Source organism: Variovorax paradoxus (genome assembly GCF_022009635.1).
Classification (GTDB): domain Bacteria; phylum Pseudomonadota; class Gammaproteobacteria; order Burkholderiales; family Burkholderiaceae_C; genus Variovorax.
This window is the reverse complement of the sequence record NZ_CP091716.1, coordinates 3,856,437-3,880,940: the sequence shown is the minus strand read 5'-3', so window position 1 is coordinate 3,880,940 and position 24,504 is coordinate 3,856,437. Positions and strand designations below refer to the sequence as shown.

The 24,504-nt window shown below is 67.8% G+C and carries 28 protein-coding genes; 8 read left to right on the top strand and 20 right to left on the bottom strand.

All coding sequences use genetic code 11. The annotated features are described in order from the left end of the window. The first annotated feature begins 1 nt into the window (after window position 1). From L3V85_RS18095 to L3V85_RS18075, 5 genes are read left to right on the top strand one after another with little or no spacing between them, the layout of a single operon-like run. Complete coding sequence (locus L3V85_RS18095; protein ID WP_237680407.1) at window positions 2-667, top strand: amino acid ABC transporter permease; 666 nt, start codon at window positions 2-4, stop codon at window positions 665-667. Then, window positions 667-1,326, top strand: a complete 660-nt coding sequence (locus L3V85_RS18090; protein ID WP_237680406.1) for an amino acid ABC transporter permease — start codon at window positions 667-669, stop codon at window positions 1,324-1,326. The genes L3V85_RS18095 and L3V85_RS18090 overlap by 1 nt, the downstream gene beginning before the upstream one ends. After that, on the top strand, window positions 1,323-2,093 hold the full coding sequence (locus tag L3V85_RS18085; RefSeq protein ID WP_414080132.1) for an amino acid ABC transporter ATP-binding protein: 771 nt from the start codon (window positions 1,323-1,325) through the stop codon (window positions 2,091-2,093). Before L3V85_RS18090 ends, L3V85_RS18085 begins: the two co-directional genes overlap by 4 nt. 39 nt (window positions 2,094-2,132) lie before the next feature. Next, a complete protein-coding gene (gene manD, locus L3V85_RS18080) occupies window positions 2,133-3,344 on the top strand; it encodes a D-mannonate dehydratase ManD (protein ID WP_237680405.1) in 1,212 nt (403 codons plus the stop codon). A 14-nt stretch (window positions 3,345-3,358) separates the two neighbouring features. Continuing rightward, window positions 3,359-4,861 (top strand): mannitol dehydrogenase family protein, encoded by a 1,503-nt coding sequence (locus L3V85_RS18075; protein ID WP_237680589.1) that lies wholly within the window; start codon window positions 3,359-3,361, stop codon window positions 4,859-4,861. Window positions 4,862-4,866: 5 nt separating this feature from the next. On the opposite strand, the gene L3V85_RS18070 is transcribed toward L3V85_RS18075, so the two are convergent. The 5 genes from L3V85_RS18070 to L3V85_RS18050 form a co-directional block, all read right to left on the bottom strand. Further along, window positions 4,867-5,214 carry a hypothetical protein gene (locus tag L3V85_RS18070; protein ID WP_237680404.1) on the bottom strand — a complete coding sequence of 116 codons (348 nt, stop codon included), beginning with the start codon at window positions 5,212-5,214 and terminating at the stop codon, window positions 4,867-4,869. Further along, on the bottom strand, window positions 5,211-6,668 hold the full coding sequence (locus L3V85_RS18065; protein WP_237680403.1) for a DUF1501 domain-containing protein: 1,458 nt from the start codon (window positions 6,666-6,668) through the stop codon (window positions 5,211-5,213). The genes L3V85_RS18070 and L3V85_RS18065 overlap by 4 nt, the downstream gene beginning before the upstream one ends. A 22-nt stretch (window positions 6,669-6,690) precedes the next feature. Next, window positions 6,691-8,508: a DUF1800 domain-containing protein gene (locus tag L3V85_RS18060; RefSeq protein ID WP_237680402.1), complete on the bottom strand. Its 1,818-nt coding sequence runs from the start codon at window positions 8,506-8,508 to the stop codon at window positions 6,691-6,693. A 193-nt stretch (window positions 8,509-8,701) separates the two neighbouring features. Next, complete coding sequence (locus tag L3V85_RS18055; RefSeq protein WP_237680401.1) at window positions 8,702-9,058, bottom strand: hypothetical protein; 357 nt, start codon at window positions 9,056-9,058, stop codon at window positions 8,702-8,704. 110 nt (window positions 9,059-9,168) lie between these two features. Then, the gene (locus L3V85_RS18050; RefSeq protein WP_237680400.1) at window positions 9,169-10,119 is read right to left on the bottom strand and encodes an adenylate/guanylate cyclase domain-containing protein; all 951 of its coding nucleotides are present in this window, start codon (window positions 10,117-10,119) and stop codon (window positions 9,169-9,171) included. 335 nt (window positions 10,120-10,454) lie between these two features. On the opposite strand from L3V85_RS18050, the gene L3V85_RS18045 reads away from it, so the two are divergent. Continuing rightward, on the top strand, window positions 10,455-10,790 hold the full coding sequence (locus L3V85_RS18045; RefSeq protein ID WP_237680399.1) for a hypothetical protein: 336 nt from the start codon (window positions 10,455-10,457) through the stop codon (window positions 10,788-10,790). A 27-nt stretch (window positions 10,791-10,817) separates the two neighbouring features. On the opposite strand, the gene L3V85_RS18040 is transcribed toward L3V85_RS18045, so the two are convergent. The 8 genes from L3V85_RS18040 to L3V85_RS18005 form a co-directional block, all read right to left on the bottom strand. Continuing rightward, window positions 10,818-11,792: an LD-carboxypeptidase gene (locus L3V85_RS18040; RefSeq protein WP_237680398.1), complete on the bottom strand. Its 975-nt coding sequence runs from the start codon at window positions 11,790-11,792 to the stop codon at window positions 10,818-10,820. After that, window positions 11,789-12,910 carry a tRNA adenosine(34) deaminase TadA gene (tadA, locus tag L3V85_RS18035; RefSeq protein WP_237680397.1) on the bottom strand — a complete coding sequence of 374 codons (1,122 nt, stop codon included), beginning with the start codon at window positions 12,908-12,910 and terminating at the stop codon, window positions 11,789-11,791. The genes L3V85_RS18040 and tadA overlap by 4 nt, the downstream gene beginning before the upstream one ends. Continuing rightward, window positions 12,900-13,127 (bottom strand): hypothetical protein, encoded by a 228-nt coding sequence (locus tag L3V85_RS18030; RefSeq protein WP_237680396.1) that lies wholly within the window; start codon window positions 13,125-13,127, stop codon window positions 12,900-12,902. The genes tadA and L3V85_RS18030 overlap by 11 nt, the downstream gene beginning before the upstream one ends. A 1-nt stretch (window position 13,128) precedes the next feature. Further along, on the bottom strand, window positions 13,129-13,773 hold the full coding sequence (locus L3V85_RS18025) for an FMN-binding negative transcriptional regulator (protein ID WP_237680395.1): 645 nt from the start codon (window positions 13,771-13,773) through the stop codon (window positions 13,129-13,131). Window positions 13,774-13,816: 43 nt separating this feature from the next. After that, window positions 13,817-14,515: an ankyrin repeat domain-containing protein gene (locus L3V85_RS18020; RefSeq protein ID WP_237680394.1), complete on the bottom strand. Its 699-nt coding sequence runs from the start codon at window positions 14,513-14,515 to the stop codon at window positions 13,817-13,819. Then, entirely contained in the window at window positions 14,515-15,015 is a 501-nt protein-coding gene (locus L3V85_RS18015) for a GlcG/HbpS family heme-binding protein (RefSeq protein WP_237680393.1), read from the bottom strand. Before L3V85_RS18015 ends, L3V85_RS18020 begins: the two co-directional genes overlap by 1 nt. A 117-nt stretch (window positions 15,016-15,132) precedes the next feature. Beyond that, entirely contained in the window at window positions 15,133-15,774 is a 642-nt protein-coding gene (locus L3V85_RS18010; protein ID WP_237680392.1) for a response regulator transcription factor, read from the bottom strand. Next, entirely contained in the window at window positions 15,771-17,276 is a 1,506-nt protein-coding gene (locus L3V85_RS18005) for a sensor histidine kinase (RefSeq protein ID WP_237680391.1), read from the bottom strand. The genes L3V85_RS18010 and L3V85_RS18005 overlap by 4 nt, the downstream gene beginning before the upstream one ends. A gap of 62 nt (window positions 17,277-17,338) precedes the next feature. On the opposite strand from L3V85_RS18005, the gene L3V85_RS18000 reads away from it, so the two are divergent. Continuing rightward, a complete protein-coding gene (locus L3V85_RS18000) occupies window positions 17,339-18,406 on the top strand; it encodes a DUF72 domain-containing protein (RefSeq protein ID WP_237680390.1) in 1,068 nt (355 codons plus the stop codon). On the opposite strand, the gene L3V85_RS17995 is transcribed toward L3V85_RS18000, so the two are convergent. The 7 genes from L3V85_RS17995 to L3V85_RS17965 all read right to left on the bottom strand — a co-directional run bounded on the left by L3V85_RS17995 (window position 18,407) and on the right by L3V85_RS17965 (window position 23,447). Further along, complete coding sequence (locus tag L3V85_RS17995; protein WP_237680389.1) at window positions 18,407-18,898, bottom strand: RidA family protein; 492 nt, start codon at window positions 18,896-18,898, stop codon at window positions 18,407-18,409. Window positions 18,899-19,003: 105 nt separating this feature from the next. Then, entirely contained in the window at window positions 19,004-19,324 is a 321-nt protein-coding gene (locus tag L3V85_RS17990; RefSeq protein WP_237680388.1) for a non-heme iron oxygenase ferredoxin subunit, read from the bottom strand. A 26-nt stretch (window positions 19,325-19,350) separates the two neighbouring features. Continuing rightward, window positions 19,351-20,319 (bottom strand): Bug family tripartite tricarboxylate transporter substrate binding protein, encoded by a 969-nt coding sequence (locus L3V85_RS17985; protein WP_237680387.1) that lies wholly within the window; start codon window positions 20,317-20,319, stop codon window positions 19,351-19,353. After that, entirely contained in the window at window positions 20,316-20,684 is a 369-nt protein-coding gene (locus L3V85_RS17980) for a chorismate mutase (RefSeq protein ID WP_237680386.1), read from the bottom strand. Before L3V85_RS17980 ends, L3V85_RS17985 begins: the two co-directional genes overlap by 4 nt. Window positions 20,685-20,698: 14 nt before the next feature. After that, the gene (locus L3V85_RS17975; RefSeq protein WP_237680385.1) at window positions 20,699-21,181 is read right to left on the bottom strand and encodes an aromatic-ring-hydroxylating dioxygenase subunit beta; all 483 of its coding nucleotides are present in this window, start codon (window positions 21,179-21,181) and stop codon (window positions 20,699-20,701) included. Continuing rightward, on the bottom strand, window positions 21,178-22,434 hold the full coding sequence (locus tag L3V85_RS17970; RefSeq protein WP_237680384.1) for an aromatic ring-hydroxylating dioxygenase subunit alpha: 1,257 nt from the start codon (window positions 22,432-22,434) through the stop codon (window positions 21,178-21,180). The genes L3V85_RS17975 and L3V85_RS17970 overlap by 4 nt, the downstream gene beginning before the upstream one ends. Before the next feature lie 23 nt (window positions 22,435-22,457). Beyond that, complete coding sequence (locus L3V85_RS17965; RefSeq protein ID WP_237680383.1) at window positions 22,458-23,447, bottom strand: 2Fe-2S iron-sulfur cluster-binding protein; 990 nt, start codon at window positions 23,445-23,447, stop codon at window positions 22,458-22,460. A gap of 126 nt (window positions 23,448-23,573) precedes the next feature. Between L3V85_RS17965 and L3V85_RS17960 the strand changes: the two genes are divergently transcribed. Further along, a complete protein-coding gene (locus tag L3V85_RS17960; protein WP_237680382.1) occupies window positions 23,574-24,488 on the top strand; it encodes a LysR family transcriptional regulator in 915 nt (304 codons plus the stop codon). Window positions 24,489-24,504 lie beyond the last annotated feature (16 nt).

The window sequence follows — 24,504 nt, the reverse complement described above, 5'->3', positions numbered from 1 at the left end:
CATGGATCTCGACTTCTCCCCACTGCTGGACAGCTGGCAGTACCTGCTGGGCGGGCTGGGCGTCACGCTGCTGCTGTCGGTGCTCACCGCCATCGGCGCGCTGGTGCTCGGCACCGCGCTCGGCCTGGGCCGCGTCTACGGCGCGGCCTGGCTGCGCATTCCTATCGTGTTCTACATCGACACCCAGCGCGCGATTCCCGTGCTGGTGATCCTGGTGTGGTTCTATTTCGCGGTGCCCATCCTCACGGGCATCAGCTTCCATCCGTTCTGGGCCGCGCTGATGGCGCTCACGCTGCACATCGCCGCCTACGTGGCGGAGATCGTGCGCGCGGGCATCGAGTCGATCCGCCCGGGACAGATCCGCGCCGCGCTGGCGCTGGGCATGTCGCGCGCGCAGATCGTGCGCAAGGTGGTGCTGCCGCAGGCGCTGGTGCGCATGCTGCCGGCCTTCGGCTCGGTGCTGTCGATCACCATCAAGGACACGGCCATCGCGACGGTGATCGCCGTGCCTGAACTCATGAAGCGCGCCGAGACCATCGCGGGCCAGAGCTACCGGCCGATCGAGGTGTTCACCGTGGTCATGGTCATCTACTTCATCATCCTGTTCCCCGGAACACGGCTGATCGATGCGCTCTACAAGCGCGTCGCGCACCTGGGGAGGTCCTGATGGAGCTGGACTGGAACATCGTCTGGACCCACCGCTACGACCTGCTGCACGGCGCCGGCCTCACGGTGCTGCTGACCGTGCTGACCATGCTGGTGGCCGTGCCGCTGGGGATCGTGCTGGCGCTGATGCGGTTGTCCAGCAGCAAGGCGCTGTCGGGCGCGAGCCAGGTCTTCGTGGAGTTCTTTCGCAACCTGCCGCTGATCCTGGTCGTGTACTGGGCGTTCTACGTGATGCCGGTGCTGATGCACATCGAGTTCTCCGCCTTCACCACCGGGCTGGTGGCGCTGTGCCTGAACGTGTCGGCCTACAACGCCGAGACCTTCCGCGCCGGCATCAACTCGATCCGCAAGGGGCAGATGGAGGCCGCCATCGCGATGGGCATGAGCCGCTGGCAGGCCATGAAGAAAGTGGTGATCCCGCAGGCCTGGCGGCGCGTGCTGCCGGTGCTGGCGAGCACCTGGGTGTCGCTCTTCAAGGACACCTCGCTGGTGTCGGTGATCGCGGTGGGCGAGCTGGCGCACGTGGCGCTGCAGATCCGCTCGTCGAGCTTCCGCGTGCTGGAGATGCTCACGGCCATGGCCGTCATCTACTGGCTCATGGGCTACCCGCAGGCCAAGCTGGTCGACTGGATACAGAAGAAATTCGAGGTCAAGGAATGATGAACGGCGAACGCAAATCGGCCGGCCAGGCGCCGGTCGTGGTGTACGACAAGGTGCGCAAGCTGTACGGCAACTTCGTGGCGCTGGACGGCGTCACGGTGCAGGTCAACAAGGGCGAGGTGATGTGCCTCATCGGGCCTTCGGGCTCGGGCAAGTCGACGCTGCTGCGCTGCACGAACGCGCTGGAGACCATCGACGGCGGGCGCGTGCTGATCGACGGCGTGCCGCTGCCCACCGACGAGCGCGAGGCGCGCAAGGTGCGCCAGCGCATGGGCATGGTGTTCCAGAACTTCGAGCTCTTCCCGCACAAGAACGCGCTGGACAACGTGGCCATCGGCCCGGTCACCGTGCTGGGCATGAGCGAGGAGAAGGCGCGCGAGCGTGCCATGAAGCTGCTCGACAAGGTGGGGCTGGCCGCCAAGGCGCACAACTTCCCGAGCGGCCTGTCGGGCGGCCAGCAGCAGCGCGTGGCCATCGCCCGCGCGCTGGCCATGGAGCCCGAGGTGATGCTGTTCGACGAGCCCACCTCCGCGCTCGACCCCGAAACCATAGGCGAAGTGCTCAACGTCATGAAGAAGCTCGCCGACGAGGGCATGACCATGGTCGTGGTCACGCACGAGATGGCCTTCGCGCGCAGCGTGGCCGACTGGGTGGTGGTGTTCGACCACGGCAAGGTGGTCGAGCAGGGGCCGCCGCGCCAGATCTTCGAGGCGCCGACCGCCGAGCGCACGCGCGACTTCCTCGGCCACCTGGGCTGGCACGGCTGAGCGCCTTCGCCGCCCCCTTCCCCACATTCGATACACACCATGAAAATCACCAACGCACGCGTCATCGTCTGCAGCCCCGGCCGCAATTTCGTCACCCTCAAGATCGAGACCGACGAAGGCCTCACCGGCATCGGCGACGCCACGCTCAACGGCCGCGAGCTGGCCGTGGCCGCCTACCTCACCGAGCACGTCATTCCCTGCCTGATCGGGCGCGACGCGCACCAGATCGAGGACATCTGGCAGTACCTGTACAAGGGCGCCTACTGGCGCCGCGGGCCGGTCACCATGACGGCCATCGCCGCGGTCGACACCGCGCTGTGGGACATCAAGGCCAAGGCCGCCAACATGCCGCTGTACCAGCTGCTCGGCGGCAAGAGCCGCACCGGCGTGATGGTGTACGGCCACGCCAACGGCCGCGACATCGAGCACACGGTCGACGAAGTGCTGCGCTACAAGGAAGAAGGCTACCTGGCCATTCGCGCGCAGAGCGGCGTGCCGGGCCTGGAGAAGGTGTACGGCGTGGGCCGCGGCACCATGTTCTACGAGCCGGCCGACGCCGACCTGCCGAGCGAGCACGACTGGTCGACAGCCAAGTACCTGGAGCACACGCCCAAGCTGTTCGACGCGGTGCGCAGCGCCGTGGGCCCGGACATCCACCTGCTGCACGACGTGCACCACCGCCTGACGCCCATCGAGGCCGGCCGGCTGGGCAAGTCGCTGGAACCCTTCAACCTGTTCTGGATGGAAGACGCCACGCCGGCGGAGAACCAGGAAGCCTTCAGGCTCATCCGCCAGCACACGACCACGCCGCTGGCGGTAGGCGAAATCTTCAACAGCATCTGGGACTGCAAGGACCTGATCGAGAACCAGCTGATCGACTTCATCCGCACCACGGTGGTCCACGCGGGCGGCATCACGCAGCTGCGCCGCATTGCCGACCTGGCCTCGCTCTACCAGGTGCGCACAGGCTGCCACGGCGCGACCGACCTTTCGCCGGCCTGCATGGGCGCGGCGCTGCACTTCGACATGTGGGTGCCCAACTTCGGCATCCAGGAGTACATGCGCCACACGGAAGAAACCGACGCCGTGTTCCCGCATTCCTATTCCTTCTCCAACGGCATGCTGCACCCCGGCGAGGCGCCGGGCCACGGCGTGGACATCGACGAGGCGCTGGCCGCCAAGTACCCCTACAAGCGCGCCTACCTGCCGGTGAACCGCCTGCAGCACGACGGCACGCTCTGGAACTGGTGAGCGCGAAAGAAGCCATGCCGCGCCTTCATCCCGACGCCCTGCCCCACGTGCCCGCGCATGTCGCGGTGCCGCGCTACCGGCGGGAGTCGCTGCGCGCGGGCATCGTCCACCTGGGTGTCGGCGCCTTCCATCGCGCGCACCTGGCGGTGGTGAACGAAGCCGCGTTGCATGCGGGCGACGACCTGCGCTGGGGCACGGTGGGCGTGTCGCTGCGCGCGCCCGACACGCGCGACGCACTGAAGCCGCAAGCCGGCCTCTACACGCTGGCGCTGCGCGATGCGGCCGAAGACGGCAGCCCGCGCGAGCTGCTGCAGGTCGTGGGCAACCTGCTCGACGTGCTGGTGGCGCCCGAAGACCCACGAGCCGTGCTCGAGCGCATCGCGCATCCGGACACGCGCATCGTGAGCCTCACGATCACCGAGAAGGGCTATCACCACGATCCGGCCACCGGCGCGCTGAAGCTCGACGACGTCGGCATCGCGCACGACCTCGCGCACCCCGAGGCGCCGCGCACCATGCCCGGCTTCGTGGTGCATGCGATGGCACTGCGCCGCGCGCGCGGGCTCGCGCCGGTCACGCTGCTGTCCTGCGACAACCTGCCCGCCAATGGCGACACGCTGCGCGGCATCGTGCTGGCTTTCGCGCAGGCGGTCGATGTCGCGCTGCGCGACTGGATCGACGCGCACTGCACCTTCCCCAATTCGATGGTCGACCGCATCGTGCCGCGCACCACCAACGAAGACCGCGCGCGCATCTCCGAGCGCCTGGGCGTCGAGGACGCATGGCCGGTGATCGGCGAGCCTTTTCTCGAATGGGTGGTGGAAGACCGCTTCGCGAGCGGCCGGCCCGACTGGACGGCGGGCGGCGCGCGCTTCGTCGCGCACGCGGAGCCTTTCGAGCGGCTGAAACTGCGCATGGTCAACGGCAGCCATTCGGCGCTTGCCTACCTGGGGGCGATGGCGGGGTTCCGCACGGTGGACCGCGCGATGGCCGAGCCCGCGCTGCGCGCTTTCATCGATGCGCTGATGCGCGAAGAAATCGCGCCCACGCTGCCCGCCATGGAGGGCCTGGACCTCGACGGCTACCGTGCGCGGCTGCTCGAGCGCTTTTCGAACCCCGCGCTGCGGCACCAGACGAAGCAGATCGCGATGGATGGCTCGCAGAAGCTGCCGCAGAGGCTGCTGGGCACGGTGCGCGACCGGCTGGCGGCCGGCTTGCCGATCGACCGGCTCGCGCTGGCGGTGGCCGGCTGGGTCCACTACCTGCGCGGGGTGGACGAGACCGGCGCCGCGCATGAGATCCAGGACCCGCTCGCCAGCGAACTGGCACGGCGGCTCGCCCGGGCCAATGCGGCTTCGTCGATGCAGGACCGCGTCGCGTTCTTCACCGGCTTTGCGCCGGTGTTCGGCGAGCTGGGTGGCGAGCCCCGCTTCGTGGCCGCGGTCGCGCAGCAACTGGGCGTGCTCGAGACCCAGGGCGTGCGCGGCGCTCTTGCCGCATCCACGGCGAGCGCCTGAGCGCTTCAGCGCCGCTTGCCGCGCCGGGTGTAGGTGCGCATGGCCTCGTAGCGATAGAGGCGAAAGCCGTCCTTCTGCGTGAAGCTGACCGGCTCCCAGCCGCGGGCCAGCGCGCTGTCGGTGATCTGCGCCATCTGCACGCCCAGGTAGTCCTGCAGGCTGTCGGCCACGGCGAGTTCGAACTTCTCGAGCTCGCCGTCGAGCGCGTCCACCGCGGCAATGGCGGCTTCGACGCTGGTGAAGGGATGCACCGGCATCGGCGCCGTATCGCCGCTGCGCACGCGCGGCAGGCTGGGGCGTTCCGGTGCGAAGCTGATGCTGGCCCCGCCCTCCATTCCGATCAGTCCTGTCATCCCATGAACCCGATGTCGCGCGGATAGGCGATGCCGCTCGGCGCAGTCAGGCCGAAGTTCTTGAGATTGGGCAGGATGCCGTTCAGCTCGGCATCCGGCACGCCGAACCAACGTGCCAGGGTGGCGGCGTACTGGTCGACCGAGGTGGTCGGCAGCAAGCGGCCCTGGCCGACGTGCCACTGGTCTTCGTCGGCGGAGGTGTTGCCGACGCTGATCGGGGGCGGCGTGCCGTACAGGGCCTGGCCTTTCACCGCGCCGCCCACGACGAAGTGGTGGCTGCCCCATCCGTGGTCGGACCCGTTGCCGTTGCTCGACAGCGTGCGGCCGAAGTCCGAGGCGGTGAATGCCGTCACTTTGCTGCCCAGGTCGTTGGTGTTGATGTAGTCCTGGAATGCGGACATGGCTTCCGACAGCCGCGCCATCAGCGGGCCTTGCTTGGTGTCGATGTCGTCGTGCAGGTCGAAGCCGCCCATCGACACGAAGAACACCTGGCGCTTCACGCCCAGCGCCGTGCGCCCGCGGATCAGGCGCGCGACCATCTTGAGCTGGGCGGCCAGGTAGTTGGTGCTGCCGGAAGGAAAGCCGGTCAGGTCGTCCGCCAGGATGGCGCCGGTGATCCGGCCCTCGGCTTCCGTGGCGCGCTTCGTGACCTTGTTGTATTCGTTCTCCAGCGTATGGCCGCGCGCCTGCTGCGCGATCTGCTGCATGGCCGCCTTGACCGCCGAAGACCCGTAGACGTTGCCGCTGGCGGTGCTCACGCTGTTGATGCGTACCGCACCGCCGGTGCTGACCTGGTATTGCAGCGCCTCGTCGCCCGACAGGAACACGGTGTTGCCCGACACGGAGATGCAGGTGAACAGCGATCCCGTCGCGTTCTGCGAGAGCGCCAGGTCGCCGATGTTGCCGCCCCATCCGATGGTCGAACCTTCGGGCGAGGACGACTGCCACACCGACTGCTGGTCGTTGTGCGAGAACAGCTTGGGCGGGATGGGAAAGTCCTTGCGGTTGGAACCGTTGAACTGCGCGCGCGTGAGCGGCTTGATCAGCGGGCCGACGTTGAGCTGCACCGCCATCTGGCCCTTGTCAAACAGCGTGCGCAGGCCTTTCATGTTCGGGTTGAGCGCGTACTTGCGCCCGCCCGGCAGCGCGATCGTCGGCTGGAGTTCGGTGTCCGCCAGTGCCTGGGACGGTAGCGCGATGGCACCGCGGATGGTGCTGTACTTGCCGTAGCTGGCGTCGTCGTAGGCGACCAGTGTGTTGGCGTAGTCGTTGCCGCCGTAGAGGAAGACGCAGACCAGCGCCTTGTAGTCGTCGCTCGGCGCGCCCTGGGCGGCGGCCTCGCCCATCGCGGCGAGGTTGAGGGCGAACGGCATCGCGGTGCCGGCCATCGCGAGGTGCCCCGCGCGGCGCAGGAAGGCGCGGCGCGTGTGCGCGGCTGGATTGATCAGGTACATATTCGGATCGCTCCCGTGTGCTTTATTTCTGGACCAGGTATTCGGGCGCGCCCATCACGAGCAGGATGCCGGCGCAGATGAGGTTGAGCCGCGCGGCGTCGGTGCCGGGGTTCACGAGCGGCGCCTTCGACAGCGCATCGGTGATGAGCGCGACCGTGGCGGCCGACAGCTGGTTGCCGGCGAGCAGCAGGTTCAGCCGACCGACCAGTGCGGCGGGGTTGGCGGTCAGCGTCTTTTCGGCCGCGTAGCTGGCCGTCACGTCCTTGGTGTCGAAGCCGTTGGGCAGCACGGTCTGCATGAAGTTGAGGTAGCCGCCAACGCTGGTCTCGTTGACCAGCTGGAACTCGGGCGCGACCATCTTGTTGCTCGCGATGGCCGTGGCCGGAGGCACGTAGCCCGGCCGGAAGAAGTTGAACACCGAGGGCGAACGCAACGGGCTCTGGCCCAGGGCCGAGCCCGGGTCTGAGGTGGAGCCGATCTTCCAGGTGTCCTTCGTGGAACTGATGCCGAAGGTGCGGCCCCATTGCACGAGCCGCAGCATCGGTTCGCGCAGGCGGCCGAAGTTGGGGTCGCTCAGGCCCGTGGGCGCGCGCGCCTCGTCGTCCAGCAGCACGGCGGCGAACACGCTCCTCATGTCGCCTCGCACGCCCGCGCCGTTGTTCGCGAAGGTGTCGGCCACGCGCTTGACGTAGGCCGGGCTGGGGTTGCTCGTCACCAGCCGCTGGATCAGTTGCCTGCCGATGAAGGGAGCGACGTTCGGGTGGTTGAAGAGCGCGTCGAGCGCGATCTTCAGCGCCGCCGGTCCGGCGGTGTTGGCGGGCACCGTGGTGCCCAGGAAGCGCGCCTCCAGCATCGAGTGCTTCGCGGCCGTGAACGCCATCGGACGCGTGGTCCAGGCGTTGGTCTCGATGGTGTAGCCAGCGCCGGGCGGGGTAAAGCTGTTGCGCTCCGCCGCCTTGATGTCGAGGTCGTAGCCGGTGAAGACGCGCGCGAGGTTCGACACGTCGTCCTGCACGTAGGTCTCTACCGGCTGGCCGTCGGCGCCGGTCTTGAGCGTGCCGTCGGGGTTGAGCTGGTACAGGCCGATGGTCATGAGCTGCATGACTTCGCGCGCGTAGTTCTCGTCGGGCTGGCGGCCGGAGGCGTCTTCCTTGCGGTTGTCGCGCGTGTTCAGGTAGAAGCCCATCGCCGGGTTGAGCGTCACGTCTTCCAGCAGCTGGCGGAAGTTGCCGGTGACGCCGGCCACCAGCATGTCCCAGTACTGGGCCATCATGTGGGTGGGCCAGCTGGAGCCGATCTCGGTGGCCGAGACCACGAAGATTTCGCTGAGCGCCAACGCCATGCGCTTGCGCACCGGGTCCGGCGAGACCATGAGATCGCGCCAGATCACCGCGTCGATGTCGACGGTGTTGTAGGCCTTGCCGTTGGTCCAGTCCCAGGCCGTGGGCGCGCGCGCCGCGCTGAAGCGTTCGCTGAGCCAGGGCAGGTAACCCTTGGCGCGCACGTCGGCGATTTCTGCGTCGGAGGCCGAGAACTGCGCCTGCAGCAGGAAGCGCGCGGCTTCGTCGTCGGTCTTGGCCTGGGGATAGTGGTAGGGGCCGGTGTCGGCGGCGACATCGGGGGCCGCGCCGGGCGCCGCGCCGCCGAAACCCGCGAACGGAAGGCCGCCTCCGCCGCCTCCCCCTCCACCGCCGCATGCGGCCAGTGCCGCAGAGATGGAAAACGCGGCCAGCGTTTTCAGGGGAGGGCCCGCGTCGGCGGCCCGCTCTTCGGTTGTTGCTGCTGCCGCCTCCTCGGGCGCTGGCGCCTCGATGAGAGTCGCCTCGATCTGTTCCACCATGGTTCCTCGCTCCTTCGGCATTTCGTGTGCCGTTGGAGCGCTCAAGGCAAGCGGCATGCCTTGTGGAAATCAGATGTGGGGCCACGCGGGAATGCGCGGGCCGGCTCAATAAGTGTGACTTATTGTGACTTTTTCGTCACTCCCAGAAACAAAAATGGCATGCCAGAAGGCATGCCACGGGTTCAGGAAGGCTTCAGTCGCGGTCTTCGTAGTAGTCGCCGTTCGGCGGACGGTACGGATAGCCGGGGCCGTAGTAGACGCGGCCCGGCGGCGGCACATAGACCGGTGCCGGACGGTAGTACACGGGCGGCGGCGGCCGGTAATAGACCGGCGGCGGAGGGGCGTAGTAGATGGGGGCCGGATACGAATAGACCGGCGCCGGCGGGTAGTAGGCAGGCGCCGCCGGGTAAGTTTCGACATAGCCCGGCGTTCCGATCTGCACCGACCAGCTGGTGCGTGCGCTGGCGGAACCCATGGTGAGCAGGGCGGTGGCTGCGATGGCGCCGACGGCGGCCCATTTGAAAACGGAAGAGTGATTTTTGATGTTCATGGCGGCTCCAGAGCCAGGAGGGACCGGGGGCGGACAGCGCCCGGGTCCATACGCAACGCATCTTGCACGCGCGCGGTGTACCCACCGCGCGGGCAGATGGTTGCCAAACGTCACCGACGCGCGATTTCCCGGCGCGACAACATCACGTCGCCACCGGTCGTGTTGAAGGAAATGGTCGGGGCGCTGAAATCGCTCAGCGGCGCGCCCAGGCCGATTTCCCCGCTGCCGTGCAGCACGCATTCCTCGCGCCGCAGCGCGATCTCGGTGCTGGGGCCGCCGTTGCCGTGAAAGCGAACCCAGGTGCCGTAGGTGCTGACGTCGATCAGCACGCAACTGCCCTGCCGCACCTCGATGCGCGCATGCAGCCGCGATACGCGCGGATCGTTCACCACGAACTGCGCGTCGTCGACCCGGCCGAGATGGATCGGCAGCTGCTCGAGGCTGAACATGGAGCGCACGTCGAGCCAGGCCAGCTCGATCTGGCCGAAAGACGAATCGGGCATGCGCATCGGCGCGAGCGCGGCGGGCACGGTCAGGAACGAAGTCACTTCCTCTTGCCAGTCGATGCGGTGCACCACCGACATCTCGCTGCGCCCGCGGATGTTGATGAGCCCGAGATCGCGGTGCTGCACTCCGCCTTCGCCGAGCTGCGAGATCACGGCGTCGGTCACCCAGATCTGGCCGGGACCCGCCAGGTCGCTGAGCCGCGACGCCAGGTTGACGGCATCGCCGTAGCAATCGCCCTCGACCTCGACCACGTCGCCGCTGGCCACGCCGATCTGCAGCGCCATGCGCAGCGGCGCGGGCCAGACCAGCAGGCGCTTCTGGTGATAGCGCTGCAGTTCGATGACCGCGTGCGTGGCAGCCGCGCCGCTGGAGAAGATGGCGAACACGCCGTCGCCCAGCGACTTCACGACCCGGCCGCCGTGTGCCTGGCAGACACCGCCGATCCATTGAGTAAGTCGCGTCACGGTTTCGGTGGCTCTTGCATTGCCCATGGCCTCGAAGACCCTGGTACTCCCCGTCAAGTCCGCGAATACGACTGTGGAATTGACACCCATATTGTTGTGGTTCTCGCTTGCGATCTCTGGTTAATGATGGTCAGCGCTCCTCATGCTCCTCTGCAAGCAGTTTCCTTGACATGCGCCTGGACAAAGGAACGATCTGCACAACTTCTCTGTTGACGGAGTTGTATACGCGAGTAACAGAAAGACGGATTCGCAGATTTATCACAACCAGATGTACTACTTAAGAAAACAAAATTTAATGACAGCTTGAAGTCGTAGGTAAAGCGTGTTGTTTGCAGACAAGAAACATTGTTCCGGATCTTGTGCAACCGTGAACTGAGGCTTAAGGTAGCGACCGTTCTGGCTCCCGGCAATACGCTTTTCGTCCCATGCTTTTCCGCCGCATTCTTCGTCTGCTGAACGTACCCGGTTTCGGGTCCCGCCAGGTGGCGGAGAACCAATTGGGCCGTATCCGCACCGCGATGTTGTCGATTCTTCAGGGCCACGGCGGTCACTCCATCCAGCGTGTTAGCCAGCGCGTCCGCTTCGCGGTCGACGTCGAGGCACTCTGGTATCTGCGCCAGGACGTGATGATTGCGTTGAGCGCCATCGACGGCGAAACCGCCGCACGCCGCCAGATGAAAGCCATCAACAGCATGTTCAAGGGCGGCCTGCCCGGCTCGATGGGCCCGCGCGCACATCAGCGCTTCACCGACAACGGCTGAAGCCGCGCGAAGGCTTCCTCGCCCGCCTCAGTGGGCGTGATGATGGTGGTGATCGTGGTCGTGGTGGTCGTCATGCCCGGCTCCGTGGCGATGGCCCCAGACGAGGAACACATCGCGCCCTTCCGCTGCCATCGCGACCTTGGCTCCCACGGGCAATAGCACCTTGGTCTGTACGTGCCCGAACGGCAGCCCTGCCAGCACCGGCACCTTGAGCGACGCACGCAGCCGGTCGATCACCGTGTTCATGCCGAAACCGCGGTCGTAGCCCGCCACCTTGCGGACGCCCGTGAACTGGCCGAACACGATCGCGCGCTGCCGCGCCAGCACACCGGCCAGCTTCAGCTGGTCGAGCATGCGTTCGACGCGGTACGGATGCTCGTTGGTGTCCTCGATAAACAGCACGCCCTTCTCCACCACCGGGAAGTACGGCGTGCCGAGCAGGCTGGTCAGCACGCACAGGTTGCCGCCCCACAGCACGGCGTCCTGCACGGGCTTGAACTTCAGTTCCGTGTCGCGCGCCGGCATGCGCCAGCCGGTGCCTTCGCCCTGCCCGCTCACGAGGTCGTCGAAGCAGGCTTCCATGATGTCGTCGGGGCCGCCCTCGGCGCCGAAATCTTCGCCGACCGCCGGGCCAGCCCAGGTGGTGGCGCCCGTCTTGGCGAACAGCGCGTTCTGCAGCGCGGTGAAGTCGCTGCATCCCACGAACTCGGTGCCCTTCTCGATGGCCTTGGCCAGTGCCTTGTACGGCAGCGAATCGAGGATGCGGGTGAGGCCGTAGCCGCCGCGCGCGATGAGCGCCACGTCGGCGCCGCTGGCCGCCGCACGCGAGATCGCGGCCAGCCGCGTGACGTCGTCGCCCGCGAAACGCTGGTGCACGGACAGTGCCGCCTCGTCGATTTCGACTTCATGGCCCAGTGCCTTGAGCCGCTTCACGCCGCGCCGGAACGCGGCCTTGTCGCGGATGGCACTGGAGGGGGAGTAGATGTAGATGTGTTTGGTCACGAGTTCGAGTATCCCATTGCGTTTCGCACCTGCTGCACGAACGTTCGGGCCTGCGCGGCGGTCGGCCCTGAGGAAGATGCGACCGGGCCGAGCGCGCGCAGAGCAGCCTCGTAGCCACGGTCGGGAAAAGGTGCGCGCCATGCGTCCTTGATGCGCTCATGGCCCTCGGGCGCCACGAGCAGCGCGGCAAAGCGCCCGGGCGCCGCGGCATGCAGCAGCGACGCCAGTTCGCTCGCCGCCGCGCTGTGCGCCAGCACCACCGTCGAAGCGGGCTGTACGCGTGCCAGCCATTCGAGCAGCACGTCACGGTGCCATCCGAGTAGATGCGCTGCCTCGCGCTTGGGCTTGTCGCTCTTGCCGAAGCCGATGAGGTCGGGCACCAGCGTTCGCAGCCCGGGCTGGCCGACGAGGTGCCGGAAGAAATAGCCCCATTCGCCGGGGCCGTGCAAGCACAGGCAAGAGGCGATGTCGCCTTCGCTGCCCTCCCCGCTTTCGTCGACCCAGTGCACGCGCCAGCCCCGCTGGGCAGGCAGGTCTTGAACGTAATGCGGCGCGAAGGCGTAGTCCGGCAGCGCGGCGAAGCGATCCGCCGGCGTGCGCAACGCGTCGTCGCGCAAGGGCTCCGCCTGCTCGCGCGCCGCGCTGCGGCGCTGCTGGAAGAAAGCCTGGAGCACGGCTGCGCACTCATCGGCAAGCACCCCGCCGCTCACCTGCGTGCGATGGTTGAGGCGCGGCTCCGCGAACAGGTCGAGCACCGAGCCGGCCGCGCCGGTCTTGGGGTCGGTCGCACCGAACACCACGCGCGCCAGCCGCGAATGCAGCATCGCGCCCGCGCACATCGCGCAAGGTTCGAGCGTGACGAACAGCTCGCAGCCATCGAGCCGGTAGTTGCCGAGCGCCGCGGCACCGGCGCGCAGCGCGTTGATCTCCGCATGCGCGCTCGGGTCGTGATGCGCCACCGGGGTGTTGCGGCCAGTCGCGATGACTTGGCCGTTGCGCACCAGCACCGCGCCGACGGGTACCTCGCCCGCCTCGGCTGCCAGGCGAGCCTCGGCCAGCGCAAGCGCCATCCAGCGCGCATCGTCCGTTGTTGAAAGCGAGGTCGATTCAGTTGTCATCCGGCATTTCGCGCGGCTTGCTCGCCGCTTCCAGGGCGTCCTTGACCTGCTGCTGCACGCGCTGCGACTGCTCGCGCACATTGCCCGCAGGCTCGCCTGGCGGGGCTGCGGCAACGCCAGGCACAGAGGGAACGACCGTGCTGGTCATCTGTTTCTTCGCAACGAGTCCGACGATCAACAGCGCCAGCAACAAGCCGATCAATCCAAGTCCGCGCATGTCAGCGGCCCTCCGTCGCGGGTGCTTCCGCAGTCAGACCCAAGCGATCCATCCAGGTCGCCAGCGCCCGCTCGTCCGGCGAACCCGCGCCGTAGACCGCGCGCATGGCGACGTGCGCTTCACGGCGATGCTGGTTGAGCTTGACCTTGCATTGAAGCGCCGTCACGCGCAGTTCGAAGCCCACGATGCCGGCGAGCATCTTGAGTTGGAACTCTTCGCCCAGGTCGCGCCACTGCTGCGCATAGGCCGGCTCGTGGTCGCCGATGAGCTTCTTGAGCAACGCGTCCTTGGCGGCAGGGTCTTCGATCAGCGTGGCCTCGACCGTGCAGTGCACCGCCAGGTAGTTCCAGGTCGGCACCCGCGCCAGGTCGGGGTAGACCGACGGCGACATGTACGCATGCGGCCCGAGGAAAGTGGCGACCGCGGTGGGACGCGCCTGCAGGTAGCGCCAGTGCGGGTTCGGCTTGGCGCAATGCCCCAGCAGCACCAGTTCGTCGGCCTCTCGCGGTTCGGCCAGCAGCGGCAGGTGCGTGACGAACGGCAGGCCGTCGTCGTCGTTCGAGATCAGGCTCGCGAACGGATGCGAGCGCATCAGGTCCAGCGCAATGGCCGGGTCCTTGGCATTGAACTGCGGAGGCAGATACATGGGGCGGTTTCCTCGTGGCGAGGTCCGATTGTCCCCGAGCCGCCTATCTTGTGCGCGCGCTCTCCAGCAAGCCGACCATCGCGGTGTAGCCCCGGGCCCTTGCAAGCTGCAGCGGCGTGTTGCCCTGCCGGTCGGTCAGCGCCAGGCTGGCACCGGCGTCGATCAGCGCGGCCAGCGTGCGCTGGTGGCGCGGGCCGCCGTCGCCGAGCACGATCGATTCGATCACCGCCGTCCAGTGCAGGTTGTTGACATGGTCCAGCGGCGCACCGGCCGCGATCAGCCGGCGCACCACGTCGTCATGCCCCAGGTGCGCGGCGGCAATCAGTGCCGTGCCGTCGTAGCGGCTCGTGATCTGCCCGGCCTTGGCGCCTAGCGACAGCAGCACCGAAAGCGTGGCGCTGTCGTCGGCCACCGCGGCGATGGTGACCGCGTCGTAGCGGTCATCCTCCAGCAAGTCGAGATTCGCGCCGGCCTTGGCCAGCAGCTTGATCGCCTCGCGTTGCCGCGCATGCGTGGCCACCTGCAGCGGGGTGCGCCCGCGCATGTCGCGGACGTCGAGGTTCGCGCCCGAGGCAATCAGCGCCTTGATCTTGGGCAGGTCGCCCTGCCAGGCGGCCTGGTGCAGCCCTTCATAGGCCTGCACCTCGGCCGCCGGCGGCGGCACCTGGGCGAGCGCGCCAAGCGGCACGCCCAACCCGAGCGCAACCGCCAGCACACTCCGCCAGACACCGCGCGCCATCATCAGAGCAGGCCCTTGACCTTCTCGATCGCCGCGTTGGCGCATTGCTCGTCGAGGTGGCCGCCGGGCGCGCCGCCCACGCCCACGGCGCCGATCACTTCGTTGCCCGACTTCACCGGCACGCCGCCGCCCAACAGCAGCATGCCCGGCAGGTACACCAGGTTGGCGCCGGCCGGGTTCTTCTGCGCTCCTTCCATCATGGCCTGCGTCGTGTTCTTGGCCGAAGCCGAAGTCCAGGCCTTGCGCTCGCTGGAGCCGAGCGTGTGCGGGCCGGCGTTGTCGGCGCGCTGCACGGCACGCACGGTGCCGGCACGGTCGACCACGGTGGCCGCCACGTTGTAGCCGTTGGCCGCGCAGGCCGCCACGGCTTCCGCCGCGATCTGGTTGGCCAGCGCGAGCGACATGTTCTTTTCGGTGCGAACGGCCGGTGCCGGCGTCTGGGCTTGAGCGACCGAAGCAGCGAGCAGAACGGCGAGGCCGCCGAGGCGAAGGATGGATTGCATTGTTCGTTTTCTCCAGTGGATGCGGTGTTTGCGCCGGCTGTTGCCGACGGCTGCGCCACTGTAGAAAACGCCGGCCTTCGCGGCCATTCGTACGGCTACGCCCGGCGCTCCGTAGAACTACGGAGCGCCGCCGTCGACCAGCACCGCGTAGCGGCGGATCAGCTGCGCGAGCGAATCGCAGTCGAGCTTGGCGAACAGGTTGGCGCGGTGCGTCTCGACCGTGCGCGGCGACAGCGCGAGCACGCGCGCGATCTCCTTGTTGGTGAGCCCCTGCACGATGAAGGCCAGCACCTCGCGCTCGCGCTCCGAAAGCTGCGCCACGCGCTCGCGCGCGGCGTTGTCGGCCTGCGAGCGCTGGCGCGAACGCACATGCTGGCGCACCGCCTGCTGCAGCGCCTCGAGCAATTGCTCGTCGTCCACCGGCTTTTCGAGGAACTCGGCAGCGCCGGCTTTGAAGGCGCGGCGGCACATCTCGACCGTGCCGTGGCCGGTCAGCATGATCACCGGCTGGTCCACGCCCAGCGCCATCAGCCGGTCGAGCACCGTGAGCCCGCTGACGCCCGGCATGCGCACGTCGAGCACGATGGCGCCGACGCTCGCGCGATCGAAGCCGTCGATGAAGGCGAGCGGGTCGGCCCAGCCCTGCACGCGCAAGCCGACCGTGCCGATCAGCAGCGACAGGCTGTCGCGCACCGCTTGGTCGTCGTCGATCAGGTGAATGAGCGGCGACTGCGGCTGGTGGGGTGTCGGCGCGTTCATGCCGCGCGCTCCGTGGACGGCGCGACCAGCGGCAGCAACAGCGTGAAGCGTGCGCCGCGCGGCGACGCATTGGCCGCGCTCAGGCTGCCGCCCATGCCGCTGGCCAGCGTTTCGCTCAGGCTCAGGCCGAGGCCCAGGCCGCCTTCGCGCGTGCTGAAGAAGGGCTCGAAAAGGCGCGGCAGAGCTTCGGGCGCGATGCCGCGTCCGTTGTCGGTGACAGTCAGCACGCCTTCCTCGCCATTGCGTCCGACCGCGATGACCAGGCGCCGGTCACCCGCCGGCACCAATTCGAGCGCCTGCAATGCGTTCATCAGCAGGTTGTGCACGATCTGCTCCAGCGCCACGGCTTCGGCCTGCACCCGCACCGGCGCCTGCGCCGTGGGGTCGAATTGCGTGACGATGGCACGCCGGCCGAACTCGGGCGCGAGCAGGTGCATGGCGCTGCGCACCACGTCCTGCAGCACCAGCGGCTTGGCTTCGCCCGCGGCCTCGGGCCGCTCGATCACGCGCCGCAGACGCCCGACCACGTTCGCCGCGCAGCGGGCCTGCTCGACGGCGTGCCCCATTGCTTCGCGCGCGGTGGACAGGTCCGGCGGTTCGTCGTCCAGCAGGCGGCGCGCGGCCTGCGCGTTGGCCAGAACCGCCGTCAGCGGCTGGTTGAGTTCATGCGCCAGCCCGGCCGACAGCTCGCCCAGCGCGTTGAGCCGCGCGACCTGCCCGAGCCGCAGCAGTTCTTCGGCCCGGCGCCGCGCGATGCGCTGGCGCTGCGCCATCCACAGGCCGGCCATCAGCACCGCCATCGCGAGGGCCCAGGCGCCGATGCCGCGCCACGGGAGCTCGCCCCAGCCCACATGCCGCTCGGCCACGAGATCGAAGGGCTGGCTCGGCGATGCCAGCGGCTTGGTCAGGTCGAAGCGCCAGCCACCCGTCATGGGCCGGCCGGGTTGAAGCAAGAGTTGCTGGCCATCGCGCTGAAGGCTCAGGCGCACCGGGCTGACCTGCGGGTTCATGGGCCAGTCGCGCCAGGGCACCGAGCCGGCCAGGTCGATGTCGAGCGCATAGCTGAACGGTATGGCGCCGATCACCAGCACGTAGCGGCCATGCGCCAGGTCGAGCGATGCGAGATCGGCGCGGTGCTGGCTGCGCGAGCGCGCCTCGGCGGCGGCGAGCGCTGCGGGCGTTGCGCTGGCCGCCGGCCCGGCGTCCGGCCAGGGCTCGTCGCGCTCGCGACGCTGCACCCGCAGGATCGACGAATAAACGGATGGCAGGCGTTGTTCGGGGTGGTCGGCGCCGGTGCTGGGCTCCAGCAGCGCGAGCGTGGCCAGCACGGCGTCGTACTGCACCATCTGCTGGCTCATGAGCCGGTGCGCGATGCGCACGTCGGTCTCGAAGTCCTGGTGCATCTGCGCCAGCTCCGCGCGCGCGATCCACACGGCACCGGCCACGGTGAGCACCACCCATGCCAGCCACCACCAACCTTGCGCGCGCAACCACTGTTTCATGGCGCGGATTGTGCCCGGCGCGGCAAGGCGCTCCGATGTTGGCCGAGAATGCCGCACCAGACATGGCTGAAGTACAGGACTCCCTTTTCCCCGATCTGCCGCGCCCTCAAGAGGCGCAAGCGGCCGCGCCGCCCGACGAGGCGCCCGCCCGGAAAAAATCGCGCGCCGGCACGGTCGAGCCCGCGCCGGCGGACCCGGCGCTCGTAGAACTCGCCGCCATGCTGCCGCCCAATCTGCGGCTGGGCACCTCGTCGTGGAGCTACCCCGGCTGGGCCGACCTCGTGTGGAACGGCGAGTACGCCGAGTCGGTGCTTTCCAGGAACGGCCTTTCGGCGCTCGCGCAGCATCCGCTGTTCCGCACGGTGAGCCTGGACCGCAACTTCTACCGCGCACTCACCGCCAGCCAGTACGCGCGCTACGCGGCCATGGTGCCCGACGACTTCCGCTTCATGGTGAAAGCGCCCAGCCTGGTGACGGACGCCACGGTGCGCGACGAAAGCGGCCGCGGCATGCAGGCCAACCCGGTGTTCCTCAGCAGCGAGATTGCGCGGCAGGAATTCGTGCTGCCCGCGCTCGAAGGGCTGGGCCATCGCATCGGCGTGCTGGTGTTCCAGCTGAGCCCGATTCCCGGCCACCTGCTGGCCGACCAGCCCGCGCTGCTGGCACGCATCGCCGACATGCTCGCCGCCCTGCCCGACCTGAAGCAGACCGCGCCCGATGCGGTGATCGCCGTCGAAGTGCGCGACCCGCAGTTGCTGAACTCCGCCTTCGCCGACATGCTGCGCAGCGTGGGCGCCACCTTCTGCATGGGCCTGCACGCCAAGATGCCGCCCATCGAAGAGCAATTGCCGATGCTGCGCGCCCTGTGGCCCGGGCCGCTGGTGTGCCGCTGGAACCTGCACCGCCGCCACGGCCGCTTCGGCTATGAAGACGCGGAAAAACTCTATGGCCCGTTCGACAAGATCGTCGATCCCGACCCCGAGACGCGCGCCGCGCTCGCCAAGGTGATCGCGGGCACCACCCGCGCGGGGCAGAACGCCTTCGTCACCGTGAGCAACAACGCCGAAGGCTGCGCACCGCTGACCATCGCGCAGCTGGCGCGCGACCTTGCCGCGCTGAACGCCGGCTGATCAGCCGATATTCAGCTTGGCCGCCACGGTCATCTCGACCTCGACGGTCGCGTTCTTCGGCAGCGCATAGACGCCGACAGCCGTGCGCACATGCACGCCCGCGTCGCCGAACACGCGGTGCAGCAGGTCGGACGCCGCATCGGCCACTTCGCTCTGTTGCGTGAAGTCGGCGGTGCACTGCACGAACACGCCGACGCGCAGCACCTTTTCTACCGCGTCGAGCGAACCCAGCGAACGGCGCAGCAGCGCAAGGCTGCGCAGCGCACAGATCTGGGCGCCCTCGCGGGCCTTGTCGAGCGACACCGCATCGCCCACGCGGCCGGTGACGACCACCGTGGTGCCCACGCGCGGCACCTGGCCGCTGAGGTAGACCGTGCGGCCGTCGCGCACGATCGGCACATAGTGGCCGCCGGCGATGATGTCGCCGTCGAAGCTGTGGCCCAGTTCGGCTGCAATCTGGTCGGCGATCTGGTCTCGGCTCTGCGCTGTCATATCTGTTCCATGAAAAGGGGCTTCATTGTCGCCAGCCCCGCTTCAGGGAAACAGATACAGATCAGCCCGCCCGGAGACGGAACAGATGACCCGGCCTTGTCCCGCTTACTGATCGAACGCGAGGAAGACGCGGCCGCCCTCGATCTTCACCGGGTAGCTGCGCAGGTCTTCGGTCAGCGGCGCGCACATGGCCTTGCCTGTGCGCACGTCGAAGCGGCCCTGGTGCAGCGGGCATTCGATCTCATGGCCCTCGAGAAAACCGTCGCACAGGCGCGCATGGCCGTGGGTACAGATGTTGTCGGTGGCGTGGATGCCGTCTTCGGTGCCGTACAGCGCGATGTCGCGCCCCTGCACCTCGATGCCCACCACGTCGTCGGAGGGAACGTCGTCGACCGCCGCGGCGTCGACCCAGGTCATCGTGCTCATCTTCTTGTCCTTGCTCGGTGGGGTGGTCAGTTGTCGGGCTTCAGGCCGGCGCGCTCGATCACGGGCTTCCAGCGGCGCAGTTCTTCAGTCATGAACTTGGTCAGCGCCTCGGGTGTGCTGCCCACCGGGTCAAAGTAGGCGGTCTGCAGGCGCTTGACGGTCTCGGGTTCTTTGAGCACAGCAGCGATCTCGCGGCTCATGCGCTGCACCACGTCGTTCGGCGTGCCCTTGGGCGCCATGTAGGCGAACCACGGTACCGCCTGGATGTCGGGCAGGCCCGATTCGCGCAGCGTCGGCAGGTCGGGCAGCAGCGCCGAGCGCTCGGCCGAGGTGACGGCCAGCGCCTTCAGCCGCCCGGCCTTGGCCTGCGGCATCACCGAGACCGGCGGCAGGCAGGCGAACTGCACGTCGCCTTGAATGATGGCAGTGACCGCCTGGCCCGACGAGGCATACGGAATGTGCACCGCGAACGAATTCGTCTTGAGCTTGACGAGTTCCACGCCCAGGTGCGAGATGGAGCCGTTGCCGGTCGAGGCGAAGTTGAACTTGCCCGGATTGCGCTTCATCGCGTCGAGCCAGCCCTTGACCGAATCGACGTTCATCGAATTCGACACCGCGCACACGTTGGGCGTGGTGGCGGCGAGCGACACCGGCACCAGGTCCTTGAACGGGTCGTACGGCAGGTTCTTGTAGAGGACAGTGTTGTAGACCAGCGGCGCGTTCACCGACAGCAGGAAGGTGTAGCCATCGGGCTGCGCCTTGGAAGCCTGGTCGGTGCCGGTGTTGCCGCCCGCGCCGGGCTTGTTCTCGACGATCAGCGGCTGGCCGAGACGCGCGGCGAGTTTGTCGTTGACGATGCGCGCAAGGATGTCGGGCGACGCGCCGGCCGCGAACGGCACCACGATGCGGATCGGGCGCTGGGGCCAGCCCTGTGCGTGGGCGGCCGCGGCCATTGCCAGTGCCGTGAAGGCGATGCCGAGTCGAGCGAACCTCATGCCTTGGCCTCCACCGCGGCCATGCCCAGGTGGTCCTGCTGCTCGCGCGCGATGAAGCCCGCGATGAGCGCGCGGTAGGCGGCCTCGACCACCTCCGGATAAGCGCCCTTCTCTTCGGCCAGCGCTTTCACTTTGTCGATCACCTCTTGCTGGCGCTGCGGCGCCGAGACCTGGAAGGCGTCGCGCTTGAAGCGCGCGGCATCTTTCACGTAGCGGCCGCGCTCGGCCAGCAGCGCGACGATCTGGCGGTCGAGCCGGTCGATGTTCTCGCGCACCTCGGCGAGGTTGGCGCACAGCGGCACATAGGCCGGGTCGGTGAAGCGGCGCAGCGGCGCGCCGTGTGTCTCTGGTTCTTTTTGCTGCATGGCTGACTCTGGTTTCAGATCGGGTAAATGATGGAATTCGGGATCATCTCGCTGTCGAACACGCACAGGCGCGACGCGAACTTCAGGCCTTCGGGCGTGGGCACCACGGTGTCGATGTAGCGCCCCACGTTGAACACGGTCGAGGGCTGGTCGAGCTTGGTGCGGAACACCGCGTAGTTGGCCTCGCTGTGGATCGTGCCGTCGGCATCGACCGCGTGCACCAGCGGCAGGCCGACCACGTGGCGCTGGTAATACGGGTCGTGGAACAGCGTCTCCCGGATGCCGTAGACCCGGTCTTCGAGCATGCCCCGGCTCTCGAAAGAAAGCGTGGCCAGCGGCAGGCCGCGCTCGTGGTTCTCGCGCGGCTGCAGGCGGTAGCTGCACTGCTCGATGAAGAAGCCGGGCCACAGGTCCCACTGGCCGGAATCGACGGCGTGCGCATAGGCGGCGTAAAGCCGCGAGAGATCGAGATAAGTGACGGCGTCGAGCTTCATCATGCCTCCATCACCTCGCGCCAGTAGCGGTACATGCCGCGAATCAGGGTCTCTGTCACCATGTGGTCGGTGTTCGCGACCTCCTTGCCGCCGAGCTCGGCGAGCGTGCGGTGATAGGGCTTCTGCTCGAAGCCTTCCTGCGAGAACTCGATGACCTCGCCGTCGTCAGCCGAGACGAACCCGGCGGGCCCGAACAGGTTGGCCTGGCGCAGTCGGCGCTGGGTCATTTCCTCGGTGTCGTCTTCGAAGCCGAAGTGCGTCCACACGAAATCGAAGGCGTCGTGGCCCACGGGCTGGATGTGCCGCGTCGACACGCTGTTGACCTGCTGCTGCAGGATCAGGCTCGGGAACAGCGTCATCATCACCGCGGTCGGGCCGCCCCACCAGGGCTCGGGCACGATGTCGAGGAAGCGCGGGTCCTTGAGCTGCATGCTCTCCTTGAAGCTCGACACCTGCGTCACCTGCGCGGCCTTGCCGGCGCTGCCGCGGGTGGAAATCATCGCGGCATGGCGGCCGCGCGGGTCCATCTTGAGCTCCGATTTGTTGTCGGCGCGCCAGAGGCCGAAGGTCACGAACCAGGTGTGCAACAGGCCCGGGTGGTACGGGTCCTTGATGTTCTCCTGCATCAGCTTCCAGTTGCCCGGAATGCGCTGGCGGTTGTAGCCGAGGATCTTGAGCTTGCGGCCGTCGAACAGGCGGTCGAAATAATGAAGGATGTCGGGCCCGAGAAAGTCCTCGAACGACTCGATCTCATGATCGAACGAAGCGAACACCACGCCGCCGCGCGAGGCCACCTTGAGCTTGGTGAGGCCGTTCTCCTCGGTCTTGAAGTCGGACGGCATGCCGCCGTTGACCTTGCCGTCCTGCTTCACGCCGCGCCGGAACGGCACGCCCTGCAGGTCGCCCTTGAGCGTGTAGTTCCACTGGTGGTAGGGGCAGACGAACTCCTTCTTGTTGCCGTGGCGCTCGCGGCAGAACTGCATGCCGCGGTGCGCGCAGACGTTCTCGAACACATGGATCTCGCCCGCCTCGTCGCGCGACATGATGACCGAGCGCTCGCCGATGGCGGTGCGCTTGAAGTCGCCCGGGTTCGGAATCTCGGCCTCCAGGCCGACGTAGCACCAGTGCTTCTCGTAGAAGAAGCGCTGCAGCTCCTTCTTGTGCAAGGCCTCGTCGGTGTAGGCCATGAAGGGAATGCGGCCGGTCTGCTCGCTCTCCCATTTCAGTTCGACGGGGAACACGGCTTGCGTGGTCATCGTGGGTCTCCTTTGTTTTATGTTCAGGTGCCTTGCAGATAGAAGGCGTCGGCATGCGTCTGCTCGGGCGCGAGGCCCCGGCCGCGCACCAGCTGCGTCACGGCCTCGACCATCGGCGGCGAGCCGCAAAGATAGGCGCGCCAGCCGTCGAGACTGCCGGGCCAGTCGGCGCGGATCGCGTCGGTGATGAGGCCCACGCGCCGGCTTCCATTCGCCGGGCCGGTGACGACCACCACGTGCACGTTCAGGCCCGGGTGCAGCGCCTGCAGCTCGCGCAGTTCATGCAGGCCGTATACGTCGGCATCGGAACGCACGCCGAGGTACAGGTGGATCGGCTGCGTGAGCCCGGTCGCGATGGCGCCGCGCACGATCGAAAGAATGGGTGCAAGGCCAGTGCCGCCCGCCGCGCAGAGCATCGGACCGCGGTGCTTGGTGCGCAGGTAGGCCGTGCCGAGCGGCCCGCTCACGCGCACCGAATCGCCGACGCGCAGCTGCTCGAAGATATGCGCCGTGACGCGCCCGCCGGGCACGCGGCGCACGTGGAACTCGAGCTCGGCGTCGCGGCTCAGCCCGGCCATCGAGTACGGCCGCGCGAGGTCGGGCGCGAACTGCAGCTGCGCATACTGGCCGGGAGAAAACTCCAGCGGCTTGTTGGGCTTGAGACGCAGGCGCCGGATGTCGTGGGTCAGCTCGTCGATGCCTGTCACCGTGGCCTTGAGGATGCGTGCCGGATGCACCACCACCTCGTCGGGCTCGGGGATCTCGATCGCGCAGCTTTCGGTGAGGGTGCTCTGGCAGGCCAGCACGTAGCGCTCACCCTGGCCGTCGGGGCGGATGGCGTCCTGTCCGCCGTCGAGCACCTGGCCCGACACCACCTTGCAGCGGCAGGTGCCGCAGCGCCCGGACATGCAGCTGTACGACACCGGCACGTGATGCTCGCGCAGCACTTCGAGCAGGTTCGCGCCGGGGCGGACCTCGAGGGTGCGGGCAATGGGATGTATGTGCAGGTCCATCGTGGGGTTCTCTTGCGCCGGCGTGGGTGCCGGCTTGTCTCTGGGGGCGATGATGCGCGGCCTCGTCCGATTGACCAATAGAATCTGATGAATCCTTTACATCACTGAACTGAATAAAGGTCCACAGTGCAACTCAAGGACATCGACCTCAACCTGCTGCTGGTGTTCGACCGCATGCTGGCCGAGAAGCGCGTGTCGGCCGTGGCCGAATCGCTGGGCCTTTCGCAGCCGGCCATCAGCAATGCGCTGGCGCGCCTTCGCAAGCTGCTGGGCGACGAGCTGTTCCTGCGCACCGCGCGCGGCATGGAGCCCACGCCCTTCGCGCTGCAGCTGGCCGAGCCGGTGGCCTATGCCATGGGCGCGCTGCACACGGCGCTCAATCAGCAGGTGGTGTTCGACCCCGCCACCAGTACGCGCAGCTTCACGCTCGCCATGACCGACATCGGCGAAATCTATTTCACGCCGAAGCTGATGGAAGCGCTCTCCGTGGCCGCGCCCGGCGTGACCGTGAGCACGCTGCGCAACAACACCGCGACCAACCTGCGCGACGAGCTGGAAGCCGGCCACGTCGACATCGCCATCGGCCTGCTGCCGCAACTCAAGGCGGGCGTGTTCCAGCGCAGGCTGTTCCTGCAGCAGTACGTGTGCCTGTTCTCGCAGGCGCATCCGCTCGCGAAGAAGCGCAGCGTGTCATTGAAGGATTTCAGCGCGGCCGATCATGTGCAGGTGCTGGCCGCCGGCACCGGCCACGGCAAGGCCGACGACGTGATGGCGGCGCAGGGCATCCAGCGGCGCATCAAGCTGCGCGTGCCGCACTTCGTGGCCATCGGCCACATCCTGCACTCGAGCCACATGATTGCGACAGTGCCCGAGCGGCTCGCGCAGAGCATCGCCGAGCCTTTCGGGCTGGTGTGGCGCCCTCACCCGGTGGCGCTGCCGCAGATTGCGATCAATTTGTTCTGGCACGCGAAGGCGCACCGCGATCCGGGCAACCAGTGGATGCGCGGGGTGCTGTTCGACAACTTTGCGGACGGTGGTTGACGGGCGCAGCAACGCC

Coding starts and splice junctions, on each gene's coding strand:
- L3V85_RS18055 (WP_237680401.1), bottom strand. CDS start 9,058: ATGAACATCAAAAATCACTCTTCCGTTTTCAAATGGGCCGCCGTCGGC.
- tadA (WP_237680397.1), bottom strand. CDS start 12,910: ATGACAACTGAATCGACCTCGCTTTCAACAACGGACGATGCGCGCTGG.
- L3V85_RS17970 (WP_237680384.1), bottom strand. CDS start 22,434: ATGACCACGCAAGCCGTGTTCCCCGTCGAACTGAAATGGGAGAGCGAG.
- manD (WP_237680405.1), top strand. CDS start 2,133: ATGAAAATCACCAACGCACGCGTCATCGTCTGCAGCCCCGGCCGCAAT.
- L3V85_RS18090 (WP_237680406.1), top strand. CDS start 667: ATGGAGCTGGACTGGAACATCGTCTGGACCCACCGCTACGACCTGCTG.
- L3V85_RS17980 (WP_237680386.1), bottom strand. CDS start 20,684: ATGCAGCAAAAAGAACCAGAGACACACGGCGCGCCGCTGCGCCGCTTC.
- L3V85_RS17965 (WP_237680383.1), bottom strand. CDS start 23,447: ATGGACCTGCACATACATCCCATTGCCCGCACCCTCGAGGTCCGCCCC.
- L3V85_RS18085 (WP_414080132.1), top strand. CDS start 1,323: ATGATGAACGGCGAACGCAAATCGGCCGGCCAGGCGCCGGTCGTGGTG.
- L3V85_RS17995 (WP_237680389.1), bottom strand. CDS start 18,898: ATGACAGCGCAGAGCCGAGACCAGATCGCCGACCAGATTGCAGCCGAA.
- L3V85_RS18075 (WP_237680589.1), top strand. CDS start 3,359: ATGCCGCGCCTTCATCCCGACGCCCTGCCCCACGTGCCCGCGCATGTC.
- L3V85_RS18095 (WP_237680407.1), top strand. CDS start 2: ATGGATCTCGACTTCTCCCCACTGCTGGACAGCTGGCAGTACCTGCTG.
- L3V85_RS18025 (WP_237680395.1), bottom strand. CDS start 13,773: ATGTATCTGCCTCCGCAGTTCAATGCCAAGGACCCGGCCATTGCGCTG.
- L3V85_RS17990 (WP_237680388.1), bottom strand. CDS start 19,324: ATGAGCACGATGACCTGGGTCGACGCCGCGGCGGTCGACGACGTTCCC.
- L3V85_RS18060 (WP_237680402.1), bottom strand. CDS start 8,508: ATGGTGGAACAGATCGAGGCGACTCTCATCGAGGCGCCAGCGCCCGAG.
- L3V85_RS18005 (WP_237680391.1), bottom strand. CDS start 17,276: ATGAAACAGTGGTTGCGCGCGCAAGGTTGGTGGTGGCTGGCATGGGTG.
- L3V85_RS18045 (WP_237680399.1), top strand. CDS start 10,455: ATGCTTTTCCGCCGCATTCTTCGTCTGCTGAACGTACCCGGTTTCGGG.
- L3V85_RS17985 (WP_237680387.1), bottom strand. CDS start 20,319: ATGAGGTTCGCTCGACTCGGCATCGCCTTCACGGCACTGGCAATGGCC.
- L3V85_RS17975 (WP_237680385.1), bottom strand. CDS start 21,181: ATGATGAAGCTCGACGCCGTCACTTATCTCGATCTCTCGCGGCTTTAC.
- L3V85_RS18070 (WP_237680404.1), bottom strand. CDS start 5,214: ATGACAGGACTGATCGGAATGGAGGGCGGGGCCAGCATCAGCTTCGCA.
- L3V85_RS18015 (WP_237680393.1), bottom strand. CDS start 15,015: ATGCAATCCATCCTTCGCCTCGGCGGCCTCGCCGTTCTGCTCGCTGCT.
- L3V85_RS18030 (WP_237680396.1), bottom strand. CDS start 13,127: ATGCGCGGACTTGGATTGATCGGCTTGTTGCTGGCGCTGTTGATCGTC.
- L3V85_RS18050 (WP_237680400.1), bottom strand. CDS start 10,119: ATGGGTGTCAATTCCACAGTCGTATTCGCGGACTTGACGGGGAGTACC.
- L3V85_RS18065 (WP_237680403.1), bottom strand. CDS start 6,668: ATGTACCTGATCAATCCAGCCGCGCACACGCGCCGCGCCTTCCTGCGC.
- L3V85_RS18020 (WP_237680394.1), bottom strand. CDS start 14,515: ATGATGGCGCGCGGTGTCTGGCGGAGTGTGCTGGCGGTTGCGCTCGGG.
- L3V85_RS18000 (WP_237680390.1), top strand. CDS start 17,339: ATGGCTGAAGTACAGGACTCCCTTTTCCCCGATCTGCCGCGCCCTCAA.
- L3V85_RS18010 (WP_237680392.1), bottom strand. CDS start 15,774: ATGAACGCGCCGACACCCCACCAGCCGCAGTCGCCGCTCATTCACCTG.